Annotated in this window: 16 protein-coding genes; 8 read left to right on the top strand and 8 right to left on the bottom strand. The window is 72.0% G+C overall.

Annotation, left to right across the window (positions count from 1 at the left end; translation table 11 throughout):
- Positions 1–134, bottom strand: a 134-nt coding sequence (locus VGO20_RS25765; RefSeq protein WP_327505272.1) for an NAD(P)H-dependent oxidoreductase, incomplete at its 3' end; no start/stop codon positions are given.
- 108 nt (positions 135–242) lie between these two features.
- Between VGO20_RS25765 and VGO20_RS25760 the strand changes: the two genes are divergently transcribed.
- Positions 243–1,190 carry a LysR family transcriptional regulator gene (locus VGO20_RS25760; RefSeq protein WP_327505271.1) on the top strand — a complete coding sequence of 316 codons (948 nt, stop codon included), beginning with the start codon at positions 243–245 and terminating at the stop codon, positions 1,188–1,190.
- 26 nt (positions 1,191–1,216) lie between these two features.
- Here the strand turns inward: VGO20_RS25760 and VGO20_RS25755 are convergent, their stop codons facing one another.
- The 6 genes from VGO20_RS25755 to VGO20_RS25730 form a co-directional block, all read right to left on the bottom strand.
- Positions 1,217–2,146 carry an SRPBCC family protein gene (locus VGO20_RS25755; RefSeq protein WP_327505270.1) on the bottom strand — a complete coding sequence of 310 codons (930 nt, stop codon included), beginning with the start codon at positions 2,144–2,146 and terminating at the stop codon, positions 1,217–1,219.
- Positions 2,143–2,484 (bottom strand): ArsR/SmtB family transcription factor, encoded by a 342-nt coding sequence (locus VGO20_RS25750; RefSeq protein WP_327505269.1) that lies wholly within the window; start codon positions 2,482–2,484, stop codon positions 2,143–2,145. The genes VGO20_RS25755 and VGO20_RS25750 overlap by 4 nt, the downstream gene beginning before the upstream one ends.
- A gap of 222 nt (positions 2,485–2,706) precedes the next feature.
- Complete coding sequence (gene hutU / locus VGO20_RS25745) at positions 2,707–4,371, bottom strand: urocanate hydratase (RefSeq protein ID WP_327505268.1); 1,665 nt, start codon at positions 4,369–4,371, stop codon at positions 2,707–2,709.
- Positions 4,372–4,384: 13 nt separating this feature from the next.
- Positions 4,385–5,620, bottom strand: coding sequence for a CaiB/BaiF CoA transferase family protein (locus tag VGO20_RS25740; RefSeq protein ID WP_327505267.1), 1,236 nt, complete (start codon positions 5,618–5,620; stop codon positions 4,385–4,387).
- 12 nt (positions 5,621–5,632) lie between these two features.
- Positions 5,633–6,607, bottom strand: a complete 975-nt coding sequence (locus VGO20_RS25735) for an NADPH:quinone oxidoreductase family protein (RefSeq protein WP_327505266.1) — start codon at positions 6,605–6,607, stop codon at positions 5,633–5,635.
- Positions 6,607–7,500 carry an IclR family transcriptional regulator gene (locus tag VGO20_RS25730; protein ID WP_327505265.1) on the bottom strand — a complete coding sequence of 298 codons (894 nt, stop codon included), beginning with the start codon at positions 7,498–7,500 and terminating at the stop codon, positions 6,607–6,609. Before VGO20_RS25730 ends, VGO20_RS25735 begins: the two co-directional genes overlap by 1 nt.
- A gap of 119 nt (positions 7,501–7,619) precedes the next feature.
- Between VGO20_RS25730 and VGO20_RS25725 the strand changes: the two genes are divergently transcribed.
- The 7 genes from VGO20_RS25725 (at position 7,620) to VGO20_RS25695 (ending at position 15,633) form a co-directional block, all read left to right on the top strand.
- A complete protein-coding gene (locus tag VGO20_RS25725; RefSeq protein ID WP_327505264.1) occupies positions 7,620–8,597 on the top strand; it encodes an ABC transporter substrate-binding protein in 978 nt (325 codons plus the stop codon).
- Between the two features lie 78 nt (positions 8,598–8,675).
- A complete protein-coding gene (locus VGO20_RS25720; protein ID WP_327505263.1) occupies positions 8,676–9,578 on the top strand; it encodes an ABC transporter permease in 903 nt (300 codons plus the stop codon).
- Entirely contained in the window at positions 9,575–10,369 is a 795-nt protein-coding gene (locus VGO20_RS25715; protein ID WP_327505262.1) for an ABC transporter ATP-binding protein, read from the top strand. The genes VGO20_RS25720 and VGO20_RS25715 overlap by 4 nt, the downstream gene beginning before the upstream one ends.
- Before the next feature lie 35 nt (positions 10,370–10,404).
- Positions 10,405–11,013, top strand: coding sequence for a carboxymuconolactone decarboxylase family protein (locus tag VGO20_RS25710; protein WP_327505261.1), 609 nt, complete (start codon positions 10,405–10,407; stop codon positions 11,011–11,013).
- Positions 11,010–12,116, top strand: a complete 1,107-nt coding sequence (locus VGO20_RS25705; protein WP_327505260.1) for a pyridoxal phosphate-dependent aminotransferase — start codon at positions 11,010–11,012, stop codon at positions 12,114–12,116. Before VGO20_RS25710 ends, VGO20_RS25705 begins: the two co-directional genes overlap by 4 nt.
- On the top strand, positions 12,116–13,525 hold the full coding sequence (locus VGO20_RS25700; RefSeq protein ID WP_327505259.1) for an FAD-binding oxidoreductase: 1,410 nt from the start codon (positions 12,116–12,118) through the stop codon (positions 13,523–13,525). The genes VGO20_RS25705 and VGO20_RS25700 overlap by 1 nt, the downstream gene beginning before the upstream one ends.
- Before the next feature lie 77 nt (positions 13,526–13,602).
- Positions 13,603–15,633, top strand: a complete 2,031-nt coding sequence (locus VGO20_RS25695; RefSeq protein ID WP_327505258.1) for a glycosyltransferase 61 family protein — start codon at positions 13,603–13,605, stop codon at positions 15,631–15,633.
- Positions 15,634–15,657: 24 nt separating this feature from the next.
- On the opposite strand, the gene VGO20_RS25690 is transcribed toward VGO20_RS25695, so the two are convergent.
- Complete coding sequence (locus VGO20_RS25690) at positions 15,658–15,867, bottom strand: imine reductase family protein (protein ID WP_327505257.1); 210 nt, start codon at positions 15,865–15,867, stop codon at positions 15,658–15,660.
- Between the last annotated feature and the right edge of the window lie 202 nt (positions 15,868–16,069).

The following is a 16,069-nucleotide window of genomic DNA, read 5'->3' as shown; positions in this document are numbered from 1 at the left end:
TGCCAGCCCATGGCGTAGAGGTCGGAGACCACGACCTCGTGGCCGGCGCCGGCAAGGCTGGACCGGGCCGTCTCGGTCAGGGCCCCGTTGAAGCTGCGTGGCTCTGGATGAGCGTGGACGATGAAGACTTTCATGGCGCCTTGATCCCGAATGCGTGGAACGTGTCGGGCGCAGGATCGGCCATTCCAAATCTGACGATAAACCTATATTATCCGAATAATTTAATAAGCCAGAGATACACAATGAAGGGCAGCGAGTTCACGGAGCTGAGGTCCTTCTGCGCCGTGGCGGAGGAGCTGAGCTTCTCCCGCGCGGCTGCCCGTCTGGCCGTGTCCTCTCCCGCCCTCAGCCAGACGATCCGCGGCCTCGAAGACCGTCTCGGCGTCCGCCTGTTCAACCGCACGACGCGCAGCGTCGCTCCGACCGAGGCCGGGCGGCTGCTCTACGACCGCGTCGCGCCGCTTTTCGGCGCCTTCGACGGCGCCCTGGCGGAGGTCGCGGAGTTCCGCGCGGCGCCGGCCGGGCGGCTGCGGATCAACATGCCGCGCATCGCGGCCCGGTACCTCGTGGGCCCCCGCCTCGGCGCGTTCCAGCGCAGCCACCCCGGCATCGAGCTGGAGATCGCGGTGGAGGACCGCATCGCCGACATCGTCTCTGAACGCTTCGACGCCGGCATCCGGCTCGGCGAGCGCCTGGAGAAGGACATGATCGCCGTCAGGCTCGGCGAGGACATGCGGGCCGCGGTGGTCGCCTCGCCGGACTATCTCGACCGGCACGGCGCCCCGGCGGCCCCGTCCGACCTGCGGGACCATAGCTGCATCCGGTTCCGCTGGCCGACGGGCGGCACCCTCTACGACTGGGAGTTCGAGCGCGGCCGCGAAGAGTTGAAGGTGGCGGTCGACGGCCCACTGGTGGTCAACGACACCGCGATGATGGTCCAGGCCGCGCTGGACGGCATCGGCATCGCCTACCTCATCGAGATCGAGGTCCGGCGGTGGCTCGATCGCGGCAGGCTCGTCGAAGTCCTCGGCCGGTGGAGCCCCCGCTTCCCCGGCTTCCATCTCTACCACTCCAGCCGGCGCCTCTGCCCGCCCGCGCTGCGTGCCTTCATCGCGTTCTTCGCCACGGGCTCGGCCATCGCCGACCAGGACGGGCGCGGCATGGATGAGGACCTCGCCCCCGAGCCCTGATGAGAGCGACGGGACGTCGCCGCATTTCAGCGGGACGCGCGAATGAAGCGTTCCAGTTTGCCCAGGGTTTGCTGTCCCAGTTCCACCGCACCGAAGCCCTTCGCGTCCTGGAACTCGGCAGCCGTGCTGAACACCATGCCGAGCGTTACCTTCGTCGCCCCGTCCTGATCCTCGAACGAGGCCCAGGCGTCGGCATGTTTCGGCCCGTTCTCGCCCCAATGCAGCGTATAGCCGATCCGCTCCTCGGGCCGGACCTCGTGATAGAGATGGTGGTTCGGGAAGACGGTGCCGTCGGGCGCGATCATGTCGAATACCCATTCGCCGCCCGTCCGCAGGTCGATCCTCTTCGTCCGGCAGGAGAAGCCGTCCGGGCCCCACCATTGCGGCAGCGTTTCGGGGTTCATCCACGCACCCCACACGACGGACCGCGGCGCTTGAATCACCCGCTGCAGCACCATGGTCCGTTCAGCCGCGCCCGCGAGGTTGTCCAGTCCCGCGCCGAAGCCTTCCCGATAGCCTGCCTCCATGTCCTCCGCCAGCGAGGAAAGCTGCACCGTCACGGCCAGCCGGCTGCGCTCGTCCGATCCCGAGAAATCCGCCGTCACCAGCGCGGCCGATTGCGTCACCCCTTCGGACGAGATCACCTCGTAGTTCACGCTGCGCAGCGCCGGCTGCAGCGCCAGCCAGCCGCACTCGCAGCGGATGTCCGGATGACCCTCCACCTTGCACAGGGAAACCTCGCGCCCACCCACCCTGGTATCGGCCTCCAGGAACTCCACGGTGACCGAGGGCGATGGCGCGGCCCAGACCGCCCGCGCGGCCGGGGCCGTCCATGCCTCCCACAGTACGGCCAGTGGCGCGGCCACGTCCCGTTCGAAGGCGAGCGTCGCAAAGCGGGCCTTCCCGTCATCAGGCATCGCACGGGTCGCGCCGTTTGTAGCGGGGCTCTGTGTCATTCTTCGCGTTCCTTCATCACATTCATCACAAACGTATCCAGCCGGCCGAGCCGAGCCTCCCAGATGGCCCGATGTTCATCGAGCCATGTCCGCACCGGATCCAGAGCCTCGGGTACGATGGCGCAGGTGCGTGTCCGCCCGTCCTTGGACGTGGTGATCAGCCCTGCCCCCTCCAGCACGGAAAGGTGCCGCATCACCGTGGGCAGCCGTAGTCCCGTGGGCTCGGCCAGATCCGTCACCCGCGCAGGTGTTTCGGCAAGCCGGGTCAGGATCGACCGGCGGGTCGGATCGGCGAGCGCGTGGAAGAGCAGCGAGAGATCGGGACCATGGTTAGTCATGTCGCTAACTATCGCGCGATTCACGGATGGCGCAAGCGGAAACTTCGTCAAGTTGCTAAGTTTTCTCCGCCGAGACGCTGTGCGCAGCCATGCGGGCGCACGCCCGCAAAACGCGGCCATGCGGGCGCACGCCCGCAAAGCGCGGCCATGCGGCAGAATCCGACTTACGGCAAGACGCATGGACCCGGCGGGGGAATCAGCCCTCCGCCGGCCGGCGGCGGCTCACCCCAGCATCGGCAGGTCGAGGCCGTGGCGCTGCGCGCATGTGACGGCAAGCTCGTAGCCGGCGTCGGCGTGCCGCATCACGCCCGTCGCGGGGTCGTTCCACAGCGTGCGCGCGATGCGCAGGTCGGCATCGGGGCTGCCGTCGGCGACCAGCGCGATGCCGGAATGCTGGGAGTAGCCCATGCCAACGCCGCCGCCGTGGTGGAAGGACACCCAGCTCGCCCCGTTCGCGACGTTGAGCAGCGCGTTCAGGATCGGCCAGTCCGACACCGCGTCCGACCCGTCCTTCATGCCCTCGGTCTCCCGGGTCGGGCTCGCCACCGATCCTGAATCCATATGGTCTCGGCCGATCACGACCGGGGCCGAGAGCTCGCCGTTGCGCACCATCTCGTTGAAGGCGAGGCCGAGGCGGTGGCGGTCGCCCAGGCCGACCCAGCAGATGCGCGCGGGCAGCCCCTGGAAGCGGATGTGGCGCTGCGCCTTGTCCAGCCAGTTGTGGAGCATCGGCGCGTCCGGCATCAGCTCGCGCACCTTGGCGTCGGTCTTCAGGATGTCCTCGGGGTCGCCCGACAGCGCGACCCAGCGGAACGGCCCCCTGCCCTCGCAGAACAGCGGCCGGACATAAGCCTCGACGAAGCCCGGGAAGGCGTTGCGCGCCGCGACGCCCGGGCCGTCGGCCATGCCGCGCAGGTTGTTGCCGTACTCGACGACGACCGCCCCGCGCCGGCCGAACTCCGCCATCGCCTCGACGTGGCGCGCCATGCTGGCGCGCGCGGCCGCCGCGACGCCGGCGGGGTCGGACTGGCGGCGCTCCTCCCACTGCGCGACCGTCCAGCCCTCGGGCAGGTAGCCGTTGACGGGGTCGTGCGCGGAGGTCTGGTCGGTGACGACGTCGGGCGTGATGCCGCGGGCGAGCAGGTCGCGCAGCACCTCGACGACGTTGCCGAGCAGCCCGACCGAAACCGGCCTGCCGGCCGTGCGGGCGCGCTCGACGATCGCGAGCGCCTCGTCCAGCGTCGCCGCCTGCTCGTCGAGATAGCCGGTGCGCCGCCGGAAGTCGATCTTGCCGGCCTGGCACTCGACGACGATCGCGTCGAACCCGGCCATGGTGGCGGCCAGCGGCTGCGCGCCGCCCATGCCTCCCAGCCCGCCGGTCACGACCAGCCGCCCCTGCGGGCGCCCGCCGAAATGGCGCCGCCCGATCTCCCCGAAGGTCTCGTAGGTGCCCTGGACGATGCCCTGGCTGCCGATGTAGATCCACGACCCCGCGGTCATCTGGCCGTACATCATCAGGCCCAGGCGGTCGAGTTCGGAGAAATGCTCCCAGTCGGCCCAGCGGGGCACGAGGTTGCCGTTGGCGATCAGCACGCGCGGCGCGAAGGCGTGGGTCCGGAACACGCCGACCGGCTTGCCCGACTGGACCAGCAGCGTGTCCTCCCCGCCGAGCCGCTTCAGCGTCTCGACGATGCGGTCGAAGGCGTTCCAGTCTCGCGCCGCCCGCCCGATGCCGCCATACACGACGAGTTCCTCCGGCCGCTCGGCGACGTCCGGGTCGAGGTTGTTCATGAGGAGACGCAGCGGGCCTTCGGTCTGCCACGAGCGGGCATTGAGTTCCCGGCCGCGCGGCGCGCGGACCACCCGGCTGTTGGTGGGCGTGGGCATCGTTTCCTCGCTGTCAGATTACGGCTTTGGCCCGCAGCGCGGCGATCTCCGCCGCGTCGAGGCCGAGCTCTCCGGCGAGCACGGCCTCGGTGTGCTCGCCCAGGAGCGGCGTCGTCGGCGCGGCGTCCGCGGGGGCCGCGGAGAACTTCACCGGCTGGCGGACCAGCGGCACCGCGCCGAAGCGGGCGTGCCGCCCCTCGGCGACGAGGCCGCGCGCCGCCACGTGCTCCGAAGCCGCGAGCGTCGCAAGGTCCCAGACCGGCGCCGCCGGAATGCCGGCGTCGCGCAGCGCCGCCAGCACCTCCTCCGCCGGCAGGCCGCCCGTCCAGCCGGAGATCAGCTCCCGCAGCTCACCCTCGTGGCGGTTGCGGTCGGCATTGGTGCGGAAGCGCGGGTCGTCGGCCAGGCCCGGGCGGCCCATCGCCTTGCCGAGGCCGCGGAACGCCGCGTCGGAGAAGCACACCATCACGACGTCGCCGGTCGCGGTCGGGAAGCTGTCGACCGGGTAGGTCACGGGGTGGCGGTTGCCGACGGGTTTCGGCGTGTCGCCGAAATGAAGCTGGCGGCTGAGCCCGGTGAGCTGCATCGCCATCAGGCTGTCCAGCATCGAGACGTCGAGATGCTGCCCCTCGCCGGTCTGCGTGCGCTGGAACAGCGCGGCGACGATGCCGAAGGCGGCGAACATGCCGGTCGCGACGTCGGCGACGGACTCGCCCACCGCCGTCGCCGGGCCGCCCCGCGGCCCGGTCAGGCTCATCAGCCCGCTCATCGCCTGGATCACGAGGTCGAAGGCCGGAAGGTCGCGCAGGGGCCCCTCCTGGCCGAAGCCGGAGATGCTGGCGTAGACGATGGAGGGGTTGATCGCGCACACCGCCTCGTAGCCGAGGCCGAGCCGATCCATCACGCCGGGGCGGAAGTTCTCCAGCAGCACGTCGGCCGTCTTCGCGAGCCGGCGCACCAGCTCGAGACCCTCCGGCGTCTTCATGTCGATCGTGACGCTCTTCTTGTCACGGTTGAGCATCATGAAATAAGTGCTCTCGCCGTCCCGATAGGGACCGAAGGCGCGGCCCTCGTCGCCGCGCCCCGGCATCTCGACCTTGACCACGTCGGCGCCCAGGTCGGCGAGCATGGACGAGCAGTAGGGACCCGACATCACCCGCGAGAGGTCGAGGACGCGCACACCCTCGATCGGGCGGCGCCCGCCGTTCTGCGGGCGGGCTCCGGAACTGTTCGCGGAAGCTTGGTTCATTTCGTTTCTCGGTCAGAAATCGGCGATGCGTAGCGCGAGCTTGCCCGTCGAACGGCGGTCCTCGAGGTCGGACAGCGCCTGCGGCAGCGCCTCGAAGCCGTAGCGGTCGTCGACCAGCGGGCGGATCGTGCCGGCCTGCAGCATCGCCACCAGCTCGCGGCCGATGCGCTCCAGCAACTCGCGATCCTGGTCATGGTTCCAGTAGACGCCCTTGGCGCAGGCGCGCTTCAGCAACAGGCGGTTCGCGGCGTAGGCGGGGATGCGCCCGGAGGCGAAGCCGACGACCAGCAGCGTGCCGTCATGGGCGACCGCCCGCAGGCTCGCCTCCCCGACGTCGCCGCCGACCGGATCGAAGATGATGTCCGCGCCGTGGCCGCCGGTCAGCGCCTTGACCGCGGCGACGAAGTCCTCGGTGCGGTAGTCGATGCCGAAGTCGGCGCCATGCTCGGCCGCGACGGCGAGCTTGGCGCTGCCGCCGGCCGTGGCGATCACGCGCGCGCCCCGCGCCTTCGCGATCTCGACCGCCGCAAGGCCGACGCCGCCGGCCGCGGCGTGGACGAGGACCCAGTCGCCCGGGCGAACGGCCGCGCAGTGGGTGAGCGCCACCATGGAGGTCGTGTAGACGACCGGCAGGGCGAGCGCCGCCGTGAGGTCCAGCCCGTCGGGAACGCGGATCGCCATGTCCGGGCGGACCGAGGCGTATTCGGCGAACCCGCCCCAGTCGACCTTGGCCACGACGCGCTCCCCGGGCTCGAAGCCCGCGCCCGGAGGGGCCGCCTCGACCACGCCCGCGACCTCCTGCCCCGGCACGAATGGACGGGGCGGCCGGACCTGGTAGGCGCCGTCGATCATCAGCCCGTCGGAGAAGTTCAGGCCGGCGGCCCGCACCCGGACGACGAGCCGCCCTTCCGTCGTGCCCGGCTGCCGGCGCTCGCCGAGCACGAGGCCCCCGCGGCCCGGCGTCTCGCCCGAAATCCAGGCGCGCATCACGTGGTCTCCTTGGTCTTCGACCTCGTTCGGGCCTGGGGTCGGGCCCGGGTTCGGGTCCCGGCCGGCCCGACAGGCTCCGCCGGCCCGGCGGGAACGGCCTTCGCCCTGCCGCCGAGCACCGCCGTCACCTCCGCCGCGGCCTTGACGACGAGGGCGCCGAAACGGGCGACGGCGGCATCGTCGGCGCGATGGATCGGGCAGGCGATCCCGATGCTGCCGGCCGGGCGGCCGTCGCCCCAGAACACCGGGGCGCCGACGCCGTTGACCCCGAGATAGGTCTCCTGGTGCGAGATCGAGTAGCCGCGCTCGCGTGTCTGCGCGAGATCCGTGCGCAACTTGTCGGGGTCGGTTATGGTAAAGGGCGTCTTCGGCTCGAGGCCGCGGGCGATGTGCCTCTCCTGCTCGGCTTGGGGCAGGAAGGCGAGGACTGCCTTGGAGACCGCACCCGCATGCAGCGGGAACACGGCACCGATCGTCTCGAAGACGCGCAGTCCCTCGCGCGTGCTCTCGACCTGCCCCACGCAGGCGACCGCGGTGCCTGCGGGCGTCGTCGCCGTGGCGAGCACGGTTTCGCCGGTCTTGCGCGCCAGCTCCTCCAGCACGGGCTGGAACACCGCCCGCAGGTCGAGCTGCGCCGTCGCCCGGCGCCCGAGGTCGATCGCCGCCGGGCCGAGCGAGTAGCGGCCGCGCGGCTCCATCTCGTGCAGGTAGCCCTTCTCGCACAGGAAGCGGACCAGACGGCTCGCGGTCGAACGCGTCAGCCCAGTCGCCCGGGAGATGTCGGCCTGCGTCCAGTACGGCGTGTCTTGCTGGAACAGGTCCAGGATATGCAGGGCCTTCTGCAGGAGACCGACGCCGGCGGGATTTACGATCTTGACTCGCTCGTCCATGGTCTCCCAGCATATGAACGACCGAACCACATCGTGCAACATCAATCTGTATGCATGGGCACGAACACCGTGGCTGCGCGGCACGGACCAATCCGCGCGACAGGGGTGAGAGGAACGACATGACGATACGTTCGATGGGAGCCCTCGCCGCGCTGGGCGTAATGCTGGCCACGGCCGGCGTTCAGGCCGCGGAAACCAAGAGCGTTGCGATCTCGACGATCGTCGAGGTGCCGCAGCTCGTCGAGACGAAGGACGGCGTCCTGGCCGGCCTGGAGGAGCGCGGCTACAAGGTCGGCGAGAACCTGAGCGTCGACTACCAGAACGCCAACGGCAACATGCCGACGCAGCAGCAGATCGCGCGCAAGTTCGCCGGCGCGCGGCCCGACGTGATCGTCGCGATCACGACGCCGACCGCGCAGGCGATGGCGTCGGGCACGAGCGGCATCCCGATCGTCTTCGCGACCGTTACCGACCCGCTGAAGGCGCGCCTGATCGAGAGCTTCGAGAAGCCCGGCGGCAACATCACCGGTGTCTCGGATGAATCGCCGCTCGCCAGCCAGCTCGACTTCTTCCGCGAGATCGTGCCGGACATGAAGACGATCGGCTTCGTCTACAATCCCGGCCTCGACAACTCGGTCTCGACGCTGGAGAAGTTTCGCAAGCTCGCCGCCGAGCGCGGCATCGAGGTCGTCGAGGCGCCCGCGCCGACCACGAACGAGGTGCTGATCGCGGCGCGCGGCCTGATCGGCAACGTCGACGCGATCTACGTGCCCAACGACACGACGGTGGTCGCAGCACTGGAATCGGTCGTGAAGATCGGCGAGGACACCGACACCCCGGTATTCAGCGGCGAGACGCGCGGCGTCGAGCGGGGCGCCATCGCCTCGATCGGCCTCGACTACATCGAGGTCGGCCGGGCCGCCGGCCACATGGTCGCGGACGTGCTGGAGGGCAAGGCTCCGGCCGACATCCCCGCGGTCGTCGCCTACGAGCGCCTGCCCAACTTCAAGGTCGCCGTGAACAGGAACTCCGCCGAGGCCATGGGCGTCACGCTGCCCGACGCCGTCCTGTCCCGCGCCACCCAGGTCGTGGAATAGCGCCCGACCGCCCCGCATCGAACCGCGCCGGCACGCCCCGGCGCGGTTCCGGGCGGCTTTCCCCTACGGACGGCAACGATGTCCCTCTTCGAAATCCTCGGCACGCTCGAGACCGGCTTCGTCTTCGGCCTGGTCGCGCTGGGCGCCTATCTGACGTTCCGCGTGCTGGACTTTCCCGACCTCACCGTGGAAGGAAGCTTCCCGCTGGGCGCCGCCGTCGCGGCGGTGCTGATCGTCGCCGGGGCGAACCCCTGGATCGCGACCCTCGCCGCCGCCGCCGCGGGGTTCGCGGCGGGTCTCGCCACCGCCTGGCTGAACGTCCGCTTCGGCATCCTGCACATCCTGGCCGGCATCCTGATCGCGATCTCGCTCTATTCGCTCAACCTGCGCATCATGGACGGGCCGAACGAGCCGCTGCTCAGGGTCGACACGGTGTTCACGAGCCTCCAGGCCTTCGGCCTGCCGGGCTACGTCGTCAACCCGGTCTTCCTGGGCGTCCTCGTCCTGCTGGTGAAGCTCGGCTTCGACGCCTTCCTGTCCACGGGCACCGGCCTGTCGATGCGCGCGACCGGCGCCAACCCGGCGATGGCGGCGGCGAACGGCATCGACGTCGGGCGCATGAAGCTGCTGGGCGTGGGCATCGCCAACGCGCTCACGGCCTTCGCGGGCGCGCTGTTCGCGCAGATCTTCGGCGCCGCCGACGCCTATATGGGCATCGGCGTCATCATCGTGGGCCTCGCCTCGGTCATCGTGGGCACCAGCCTCTTCCCCTCGCGCACCATCGTCGCGGCGACGCTCGCCTGCATCCTGGGCGCGATCCTCTACCGCCTGGCCGTGGCGCTCGCGCTGAACGCCGGCTTCCTCGGGCTACAGGCGGCCGACGTGCAGATCGTGACCGCGGTCCTCGTGATCCTGGCGCTGGTCGGCCAGCGGTCGGGGGGCACCCTGTTCCGCATCATGCGCAAGGAGAACCGGGCGTGATCGAACTGAGCGACGTCCACGTCACCTTCAACAAGGGCACCCCGCTTGAGACGAAGGCGCTGCGCGGCGTCGACCTCAAGGTGCCGAACGGCCAGTTCCTGACGGTGATCGGCTCGAACGGCGCCGGCAAGTCGACCTCGCTGAACGTGATGGCCGGCGCCGCGAAGGTCGAGAGCGGGCGCGTCGTCGTCGGCGAGCACGACATGACGGATTGGCCGGTGCACCGGCGCGCACGCCTGATCTCGCGCGTCTTCCAGGACCCGAAGCTCGGCACCTGCGAGGACCTGACCATCCTCGAGAACTTCGCCCTCGCCTACGGCCGGACCCGGCCGCGCGGGCTGCGCTTCGCCTCGGGCCGCCCGATGCGCCGGGACGTCGCCGAGCGGCTGAGGATGCTGGACCTCGGGCTGGAGAACCGGCTCGACGACAAGGTCGGGCTGCTGTCGGGAGGCCAGCGCCAAGCGGTCAGCCTGCTGATGGCGACCACCGGCGAGACCCAGCTCCTGCTGCTGGACGAGCACACGGCCGCCCTCGATCCGAAGACCGCCGACTTCGTGCTCGGCCTGACGCGCCGCATCGTGTCCGAGCTGAAGCTGACCGCCGTCATGGTCACGCATTCCATGGCCCAGGCGCTCGACACCGGCGACCGCACCATCATGTTCCACCGCGGCCGGATCGTCTTCGACGCCGCCGGTCCCGAGCGCGACGCGCTCGCGGTGGAGGACCTGCTCGCCCTGTTCCGCAAGTCCCAGGGCGAGAAGCTGACCGACGACGCCCTCCTGCTCGGTTGAGCGCGGCGGCCCACCTGACGGAGACATCTTCCCCCATGGCCTGGATCAAGACCGTTCCCTATGCCGAGTCCACCGGCCGCCTGCGCCAGCTCTACGACCGCGTGAAGGGGCCGGGCGACAACGTCGACAACATCCTGATGGCGCACAGCCTCCGGCCGCACACGCTGGAAGGCCACATGGCTATCTACAAATACGTGCTGCACCATTCCGCCAACCGGGTGCCGAAATGGTTCCTGGAGACGATCGGCGTCTGGGTCAGCCTGCTCAACCGCTGCTCCTACTGCGTCGACCATCACTTCGCCGGCCTTCGCCGCCTGCTCGGCGACGATGCGCGCGCGCAGGCGATCCGCGGCGCCCTGGACACCGGCAGGATCGAGGAGGCGCCGCTGGCCCCGCGCGAGCACCTGGCCCTGCGCTACGCCGAGCGGCTGACCCGCGACCCCGCGGGCGTCGCCCGGGAAATGGTGGAGGAGCTGCGCCGCGCCGGCTACGAGGACGGCGAGATCCTGGAGATCAACCAGGTGACCGCCTACTTCTCCTACGCCAACCGCACCGTGCTCGGCCTCGGCTGCACGACGGACGGCGACGTGCTAGGCCTGTCGCCGAACAACTCCGACAACCCCGAGGACTGGTCGCACAAATGAACTCAGGCCGCCCCGTCCTGCACCCCCGGCTCGGGGCGCTGAGCTTTCCGGCCTCTCCCTCGCCGGGCGAGCCGGACCTCGTCCCCGATCCCGCGATCCGGCGCCTGCACCTGAACGAGTCGCCCCTGCCGCCCTCGCCCCGCGTGGTCGAGGCGGTCGCCGCGGCGGTCCGCCACGTCGGCTACTATCCCGACCACACCTGCACCGCGCTGGCCGGGCGGCTGTCGCGCCTGACCGGGGTTCCGGCCGAGTGCATGAGCTTCGGCAACGGCAGCGGCGAACTGCTGGTGGCGGGCGCGCTCGCCACCGTCGGGCCGGGCGACGAGGCGGTCCTGCCCACCCCGACCTTCCCGACCTGCGGCAAGGGCGTGCAGATCGCCGGCGCGCGCGCCGTCGAGGTCCCGGTGCGCGACGACGGCGTCGTCGACGTCGAGGCGACCCTGGCCGCGATCGGGCCGCGCACGCGCCTGGTCTATGTCTGCACGCCGAACAACCCGACCGGCGGCGCCCTGACCCGCGAGGAGCTGGACGCCCTGGTCCGGGGCGTCCCGGACGACACCCTCCTCCTGGTCGACGAGGCGTATCACGAGTTCGCGGTCTTCGCCGGCGCGCCCGACGCGCTCGACGCGCTGCGCGGCCGGCGCGGCCCCTGGGCCGTGACCCGCACCTTCTCCAAGGCGTTCTCGCTGGCGGGCTTGCGTGTCGGCTACGTTCTCGCCAGCGAGCGCGACGTCGCGGACGCGTTCTGGAAGCTGCGCCCCAACTTCAATGTCGGCCGCGTGGCGCTGGCGGCGGCCTGCGCCGCCTTCGACGACGCCGACTACGGGGCGGCGATCGTCCGCTCGGTGTCGCTGGAACGCGAGCGGCTCGCGGGCGGACTTCGGGCGCTGGGGCTTCGGGTGCTGCCGTCCGCCACCAATTTCGTCATGACGCTGCCGGACGCCCCGGCCGCCGAGCTGGCCCGAGCGCTCGGCGCGCGGGGGCTGACGGTCCAGGCGATGCCCTGGCGCGGCGGCTCGGCGCTGCGCATCAGCGTCGGCACCGCGGAGGATACCGACGCCGTGCTCGCGGGCCTGCGGGCGGCACTGCCGGAGACGGTCTGATGGATACCCGCCTCGCGCCGCTCGCCCATGTCCTCGACGAGAAGGGGCTGGTGACCGATCCCTTCGCCGCCGAACCCTATTGCCGCGACATCCTGAAGCTCTACGAGTGCCGGCCGCTCGCCGTGCTGCGCCCGCGCTCGACCGCGGAGGTCGCGGCAGCGGTCCGCTGGGCCGCCGCGGCCGGGGTCGCGATCGTGCCCCAGGGCGGCAACAGCGGGCTGTGCGGCGGCGCCAGCGCGGCCGGGGCCGGCGACGCGGTCATCCTCTCGCTGGAGCGCATGCGCGCCGTCCGCTCGGTCGACCCGGTCGGCAACACCATGGTCGTCGAGGCCGGCGTCGTCCTGGCCGACGCCCAGGCCGCCGCGGAGGCCGCCGGCCGGCGCTTCGCCCTGACCCATGGCGGTGCGGGGCAGAGCCGCATCGGCGGCAATCTCTCGACGAACGCCGGCGGCAACAACGCGCTGCGCTTCGGCACCGCGCGCGACCAGGTCCTCGGCATCGAGGCGGTGCTGGCCGACGGGCGCGTCTGGGACGGCCTGCGCCTGCTGCGCAAGAACACCGCCGGCTACGACCTGAAGCAGCTCTTCATCGGCGCCGAGGGCACGCTCGGCATCATCACCGCGGCAGCGCTTCGCCTGCGCCCGCTCGCCCGCAGCCGTGCGACCGCGGTGGTGGCGCTGGCGACGCCCGACGCGGCGCTGGGCCTGCTGCGCCGGCTGGAGGACGGGCTGGGCGAGGTCGTCGAGGCGTTCGAGCTGATCTCGGCCGCCGCGCTCGACAAGGCGCTGACGATCGACGGCATACGCCCGCCCTTCGCCGCGGCGCATCCCTGGCTGGTGCTGGTGGAGGTGGCGACGGCCAGCCCCCTGCTCCCGATCGAGGCCGCGTTCGAGGACGTTCTGGTCGCGGTCGCGCAGGACGGGCTGCTGGCCGACGCCGTCGTCGCGCGGTCGGGCGCCGAGCGCGACGGCTTCTGGAAGCTGCGCGAGGCGATCGCGCTCGCCTGCATCGAGGACCCGAGCTGCCTCAGGATGGACACCGCCGTCCCGGTCGCCGCGGTCCCCGACTTCATCGCCGGCGCCGAGGCGGCGGTGGCGGCGGTGGCCCCCGGCGCCCGCCCCCTGCCCTACGGCCACGCCGGCGACGGCAACATCCATTTCAACATCTGCCGCGGCGAGGGCATGGCGCACGAGGCGTTCCGCGCCCGCTGGGACGAGGTCGAGCACGCCGTGTTCGAGGTGACGCTGGCGCTGGGCGGCACGATCAGCGCCGAGCACGGGATCGGCCGCCTCAAGGCCGGCGAGTTCGCCCGCACGGCGCCGCCGCTGGACCTGGAGCTGATGCGCGTGCTCAAGCGCGCCCTCGACCCCTCGGCCCACCTGAATCCGGGCGCCATCTTCGAACCCTGAGCCCCTGGAGCCTTGACAAGGACCGCCCCTCACGTGCAACGGGAGGGGAGCTTTCCGCCGCCCGGTGCCGCGAGGCCATGCCCGACCCGCAGTCTTCGACCGCCGCCCTCCTCGACGACGCCCGCCGTCGGCTCGCCGCCGGCGACGCCGCCGGGGCGGCCGGCTCCCTGGACCGCGCGCTGGCCGCGGACCCGGGATCGGCGGCGGCGCTGTTCCTGCGCGCCCAGCTCCACCTGATGGCGGGCACGCCCGCGGCGGCGGAGGCGTTGCTGCGGCGCGGGCGCGACGCCGACCCGGCGAACGCCCCGATGGCCTTCCTGCACGGCTTGAGCCTCCATCTCTCGGCCTCGCCCGCGGCCGCCGCGCGCGCCTTCGAGGAGACGTGCCGCCTCGCCCCCGACCATGGCGAGGCGCTGCTCTTCCTGGGCCGCAGCCTGCGCGACGCCGGCGACCTGCCGGGATGCCGGCGGGCGCGCGACGACCTCGCCGCCCGGTTCGGCGGCGTCCCCCGCCTGCTCAACGAGCTCGCCTCCGACCTGATCGACGAGGGCGACGAGCCCGCCGCCGCCGAGCTGCTGGAGCGGGCATTGGCCGCAAGTCCCGGCGCGCCCGATCTCCTGCACAATCTCGGCGTCGCCTGCGCCCGCCTGGGACTGATCGGGCAGGCGGAGCAGGCGTTGCGCGCGGCACTCGCCGCGGGGCCGGAGGCCGCCGCCACCCGGGCGACGCTGGCCGAGGTGCTGCGCACGAAGGACCGGGCCGAAGACGCGGCCGACCTCGCCCGCTCGCTGCTGGCCTCCGGGGCCGAGACCGGCCGCGCCCACGGCGTGCTCGCGACGATCGCGATGGCGCAGGAGCGCCACGACGACGGCATCGCGCATTTCCGCGCCGCCCTGGCCGCCGCCGGCGCGGACGGCGTCGTCGAGGCCCTGTGGAACCTCGGCTGCGCCTGCGAGGAGGCCGGCCGGCCGGCCGAGGCCGCCGAATGCTGGGCGCGGCTTCTGGACGAGCGCGCCGCCGCCCGCCCGAGCGCGGAGCGCATCCGCCGGGACGCCGGCCGGAAGCTGCGTCTCGCCCGCGGCGAGCCGGCCCCCGGCGAGACGGTCCTGCGGCTCGCGAGCCTCGCCGACCAGCCGGCAGCTGGAGAAGCGCCGCTGGGCGACGTCGTCGAGCTGTCGGGCGCCGGGCTGTTCGCCGACCACTGGCACATACTCGACGGCGACCGGCTGCTGCCCGATCTCGTCTTCCACCTGCCGATCGGCGACGACGGGCTGGTGACGCTGTTCGGCCGCGAGGGCGCGGTGCTGGCCAGGACCGGCTTTCCCGAACGCGAGGTCGAGGAGCCGTGCCTGTTCCTGGGCGGGGCGCACAACTACTACCACTGGCTGGCCGACTATCTGCCCCGCCTGTCCGCCCTCGAGGCCGAGGGTCCGTGGCGCCACCTGCCCCTGGTGACCAGTTCCCGCCCGGCGCCCTACGAGCAGCGCCTGCTGGAGCTTCTGGGCGTCGACCCCGCGCGCCTGCGCCCGGCCGAACCGGGGACGATCGCGCGCTTCCGCCAGCTGTGGGTGCCCCGCCTTCCCGGGCGCAGGCTGCGACCGGGGGGCGTGCCGGAATGGATGTGCTCGGCGCTCGCGCCCGACACCGCGTCGTGGCTGCGCCGGCGCTGCGCGTCCTTCGCCGTGCCCGAGCCGGACGGCCCGCGCCGGATCATGCTGCTGCGCGGCGAGACGGCGTTCCGGCGTTGCGAGAACGAAGCACAGCTCGTCGAGGTCGCCCGTGCGCGCGGCTTCGTTCCCGTGCGCCCGGAGACCCTGCCCGTCGAGCGTCAGGCGGCCCTGTTCGCCGGGGCGCAAATCGTGCTCTCGGTCCATGGCGCCGGCTGCACCAACATGCTGTTCGCCCCGCCCGGCGCGGTGCTGGTCGAGTTGCACCCCGCCGGCCACCTGCCGGACTTCTACACCCGCATGACCGGACTGCTGGGCCAGGAGCACCGCGCCCTGGGCGGGCCGCCGACGCGCTCGGTCGGCAGCCTGACCCCCTATCACTGGCATTTCCGCATCGATCCCGCGGAGCTGGACGCGGTGCTGGCGGAGGTGGCGGCCTGAGGCCGCCTCCCCGCCCCTGCGCCGTCACGCCGCCCGGCGGAGCACCTTGACCAGTGCCGCGTGCTCCTCGGCTCCGCAGCCCGCCTCGATCGCCCGCCTGAACAGGGCGGCCTCGAATCTCGGGACCTCGGGATTGATGCCGGCCTCCTCGGCCTGACGGACCAGCCGGCCGATATCCTCCCCAGCGGTCTTCAGCGCGCTTTCCGGGTCCGCGAAGTCCCCGTTCCCGATCACGGCGCCCGGGCCCCGTCACGACGAAGAAGCGGCCCGCGAACTCACCCCTTCCCCGCGTCGACCATCTCCTGCACCGGCTGCGCCCCCGGCGGCAGATGGGTCCGCAGGAAGTCGGCGAGGATGCGGAACTCGGCGCCGCGCGCGGCCTCCCGGCGCCAGACTAGGGCGATGCGGCGCCTCGGCACCGGGTCGGCGAAGGGCC

Source organism: Arenibaculum sp., from assembly GCF_035998295.1.
In the GTDB taxonomy this organism is placed as follows: Bacteria; Pseudomonadota; Alphaproteobacteria; order Azospirillales; family Azospirillaceae; genus DASYHS01.
This window is presented reverse-complemented; position numbering and strand designations above follow the sequence as displayed.

Excerpts from the sequence above, each read along its gene's own strand:
- VGO20_RS25710 (WP_327505261.1), top strand. The coding sequence starts at position 10,405 with ATGGCCTGGATCAAGACCGTTCCCTATGCCGAGTCCACCGGCCGCCTG.
- VGO20_RS25755 (WP_327505270.1), bottom strand. The coding sequence starts at position 2,146 with ATGACACAGAGCCCCGCTACAAACGGCGCGACCCGTGCGATGCCTGAT.
- VGO20_RS25730 (WP_327505265.1), bottom strand. The coding sequence starts at position 7,500 with ATGGACGAGCGAGTCAAGATCGTAAATCCCGCCGGCGTCGGTCTCCTG.
- VGO20_RS25740 (WP_327505267.1), bottom strand. The coding sequence starts at position 5,620 with ATGAACCAAGCTTCCGCGAACAGTTCCGGAGCCCGCCCGCAGAACGGC.
- VGO20_RS25750 (WP_327505269.1), bottom strand. The coding sequence starts at position 2,484 with ATGACTAACCATGGTCCCGATCTCTCGCTGCTCTTCCACGCGCTCGCC.
- VGO20_RS25735 (WP_327505266.1), bottom strand. The coding sequence starts at position 6,607 with ATGCGCGCCTGGATTTCGGGCGAGACGCCGGGCCGCGGGGGCCTCGTG.
- VGO20_RS25705 (WP_327505260.1), top strand. The coding sequence starts at position 11,010 with ATGAACTCAGGCCGCCCCGTCCTGCACCCCCGGCTCGGGGCGCTGAGC.
- hutU (WP_327505268.1), bottom strand. The coding sequence starts at position 4,371 with ATGCCCACGCCCACCAACAGCCGGGTGGTCCGCGCGCCGCGCGGCCGG.
- VGO20_RS25760 (WP_327505271.1), top strand. The coding sequence starts at position 243 with ATGAAGGGCAGCGAGTTCACGGAGCTGAGGTCCTTCTGCGCCGTGGCG.
- VGO20_RS25695 (WP_327505258.1), top strand. The coding sequence starts at position 13,603 with ATGCCCGACCCGCAGTCTTCGACCGCCGCCCTCCTCGACGACGCCCGC.
- VGO20_RS25700 (WP_327505259.1), top strand. The coding sequence starts at position 12,116 with ATGGATACCCGCCTCGCGCCGCTCGCCCATGTCCTCGACGAGAAGGGG.
- VGO20_RS25725 (WP_327505264.1), top strand. The coding sequence starts at position 7,620 with ATGACGATACGTTCGATGGGAGCCCTCGCCGCGCTGGGCGTAATGCTG.
- VGO20_RS25720 (WP_327505263.1), top strand. The coding sequence starts at position 8,676 with ATGTCCCTCTTCGAAATCCTCGGCACGCTCGAGACCGGCTTCGTCTTC.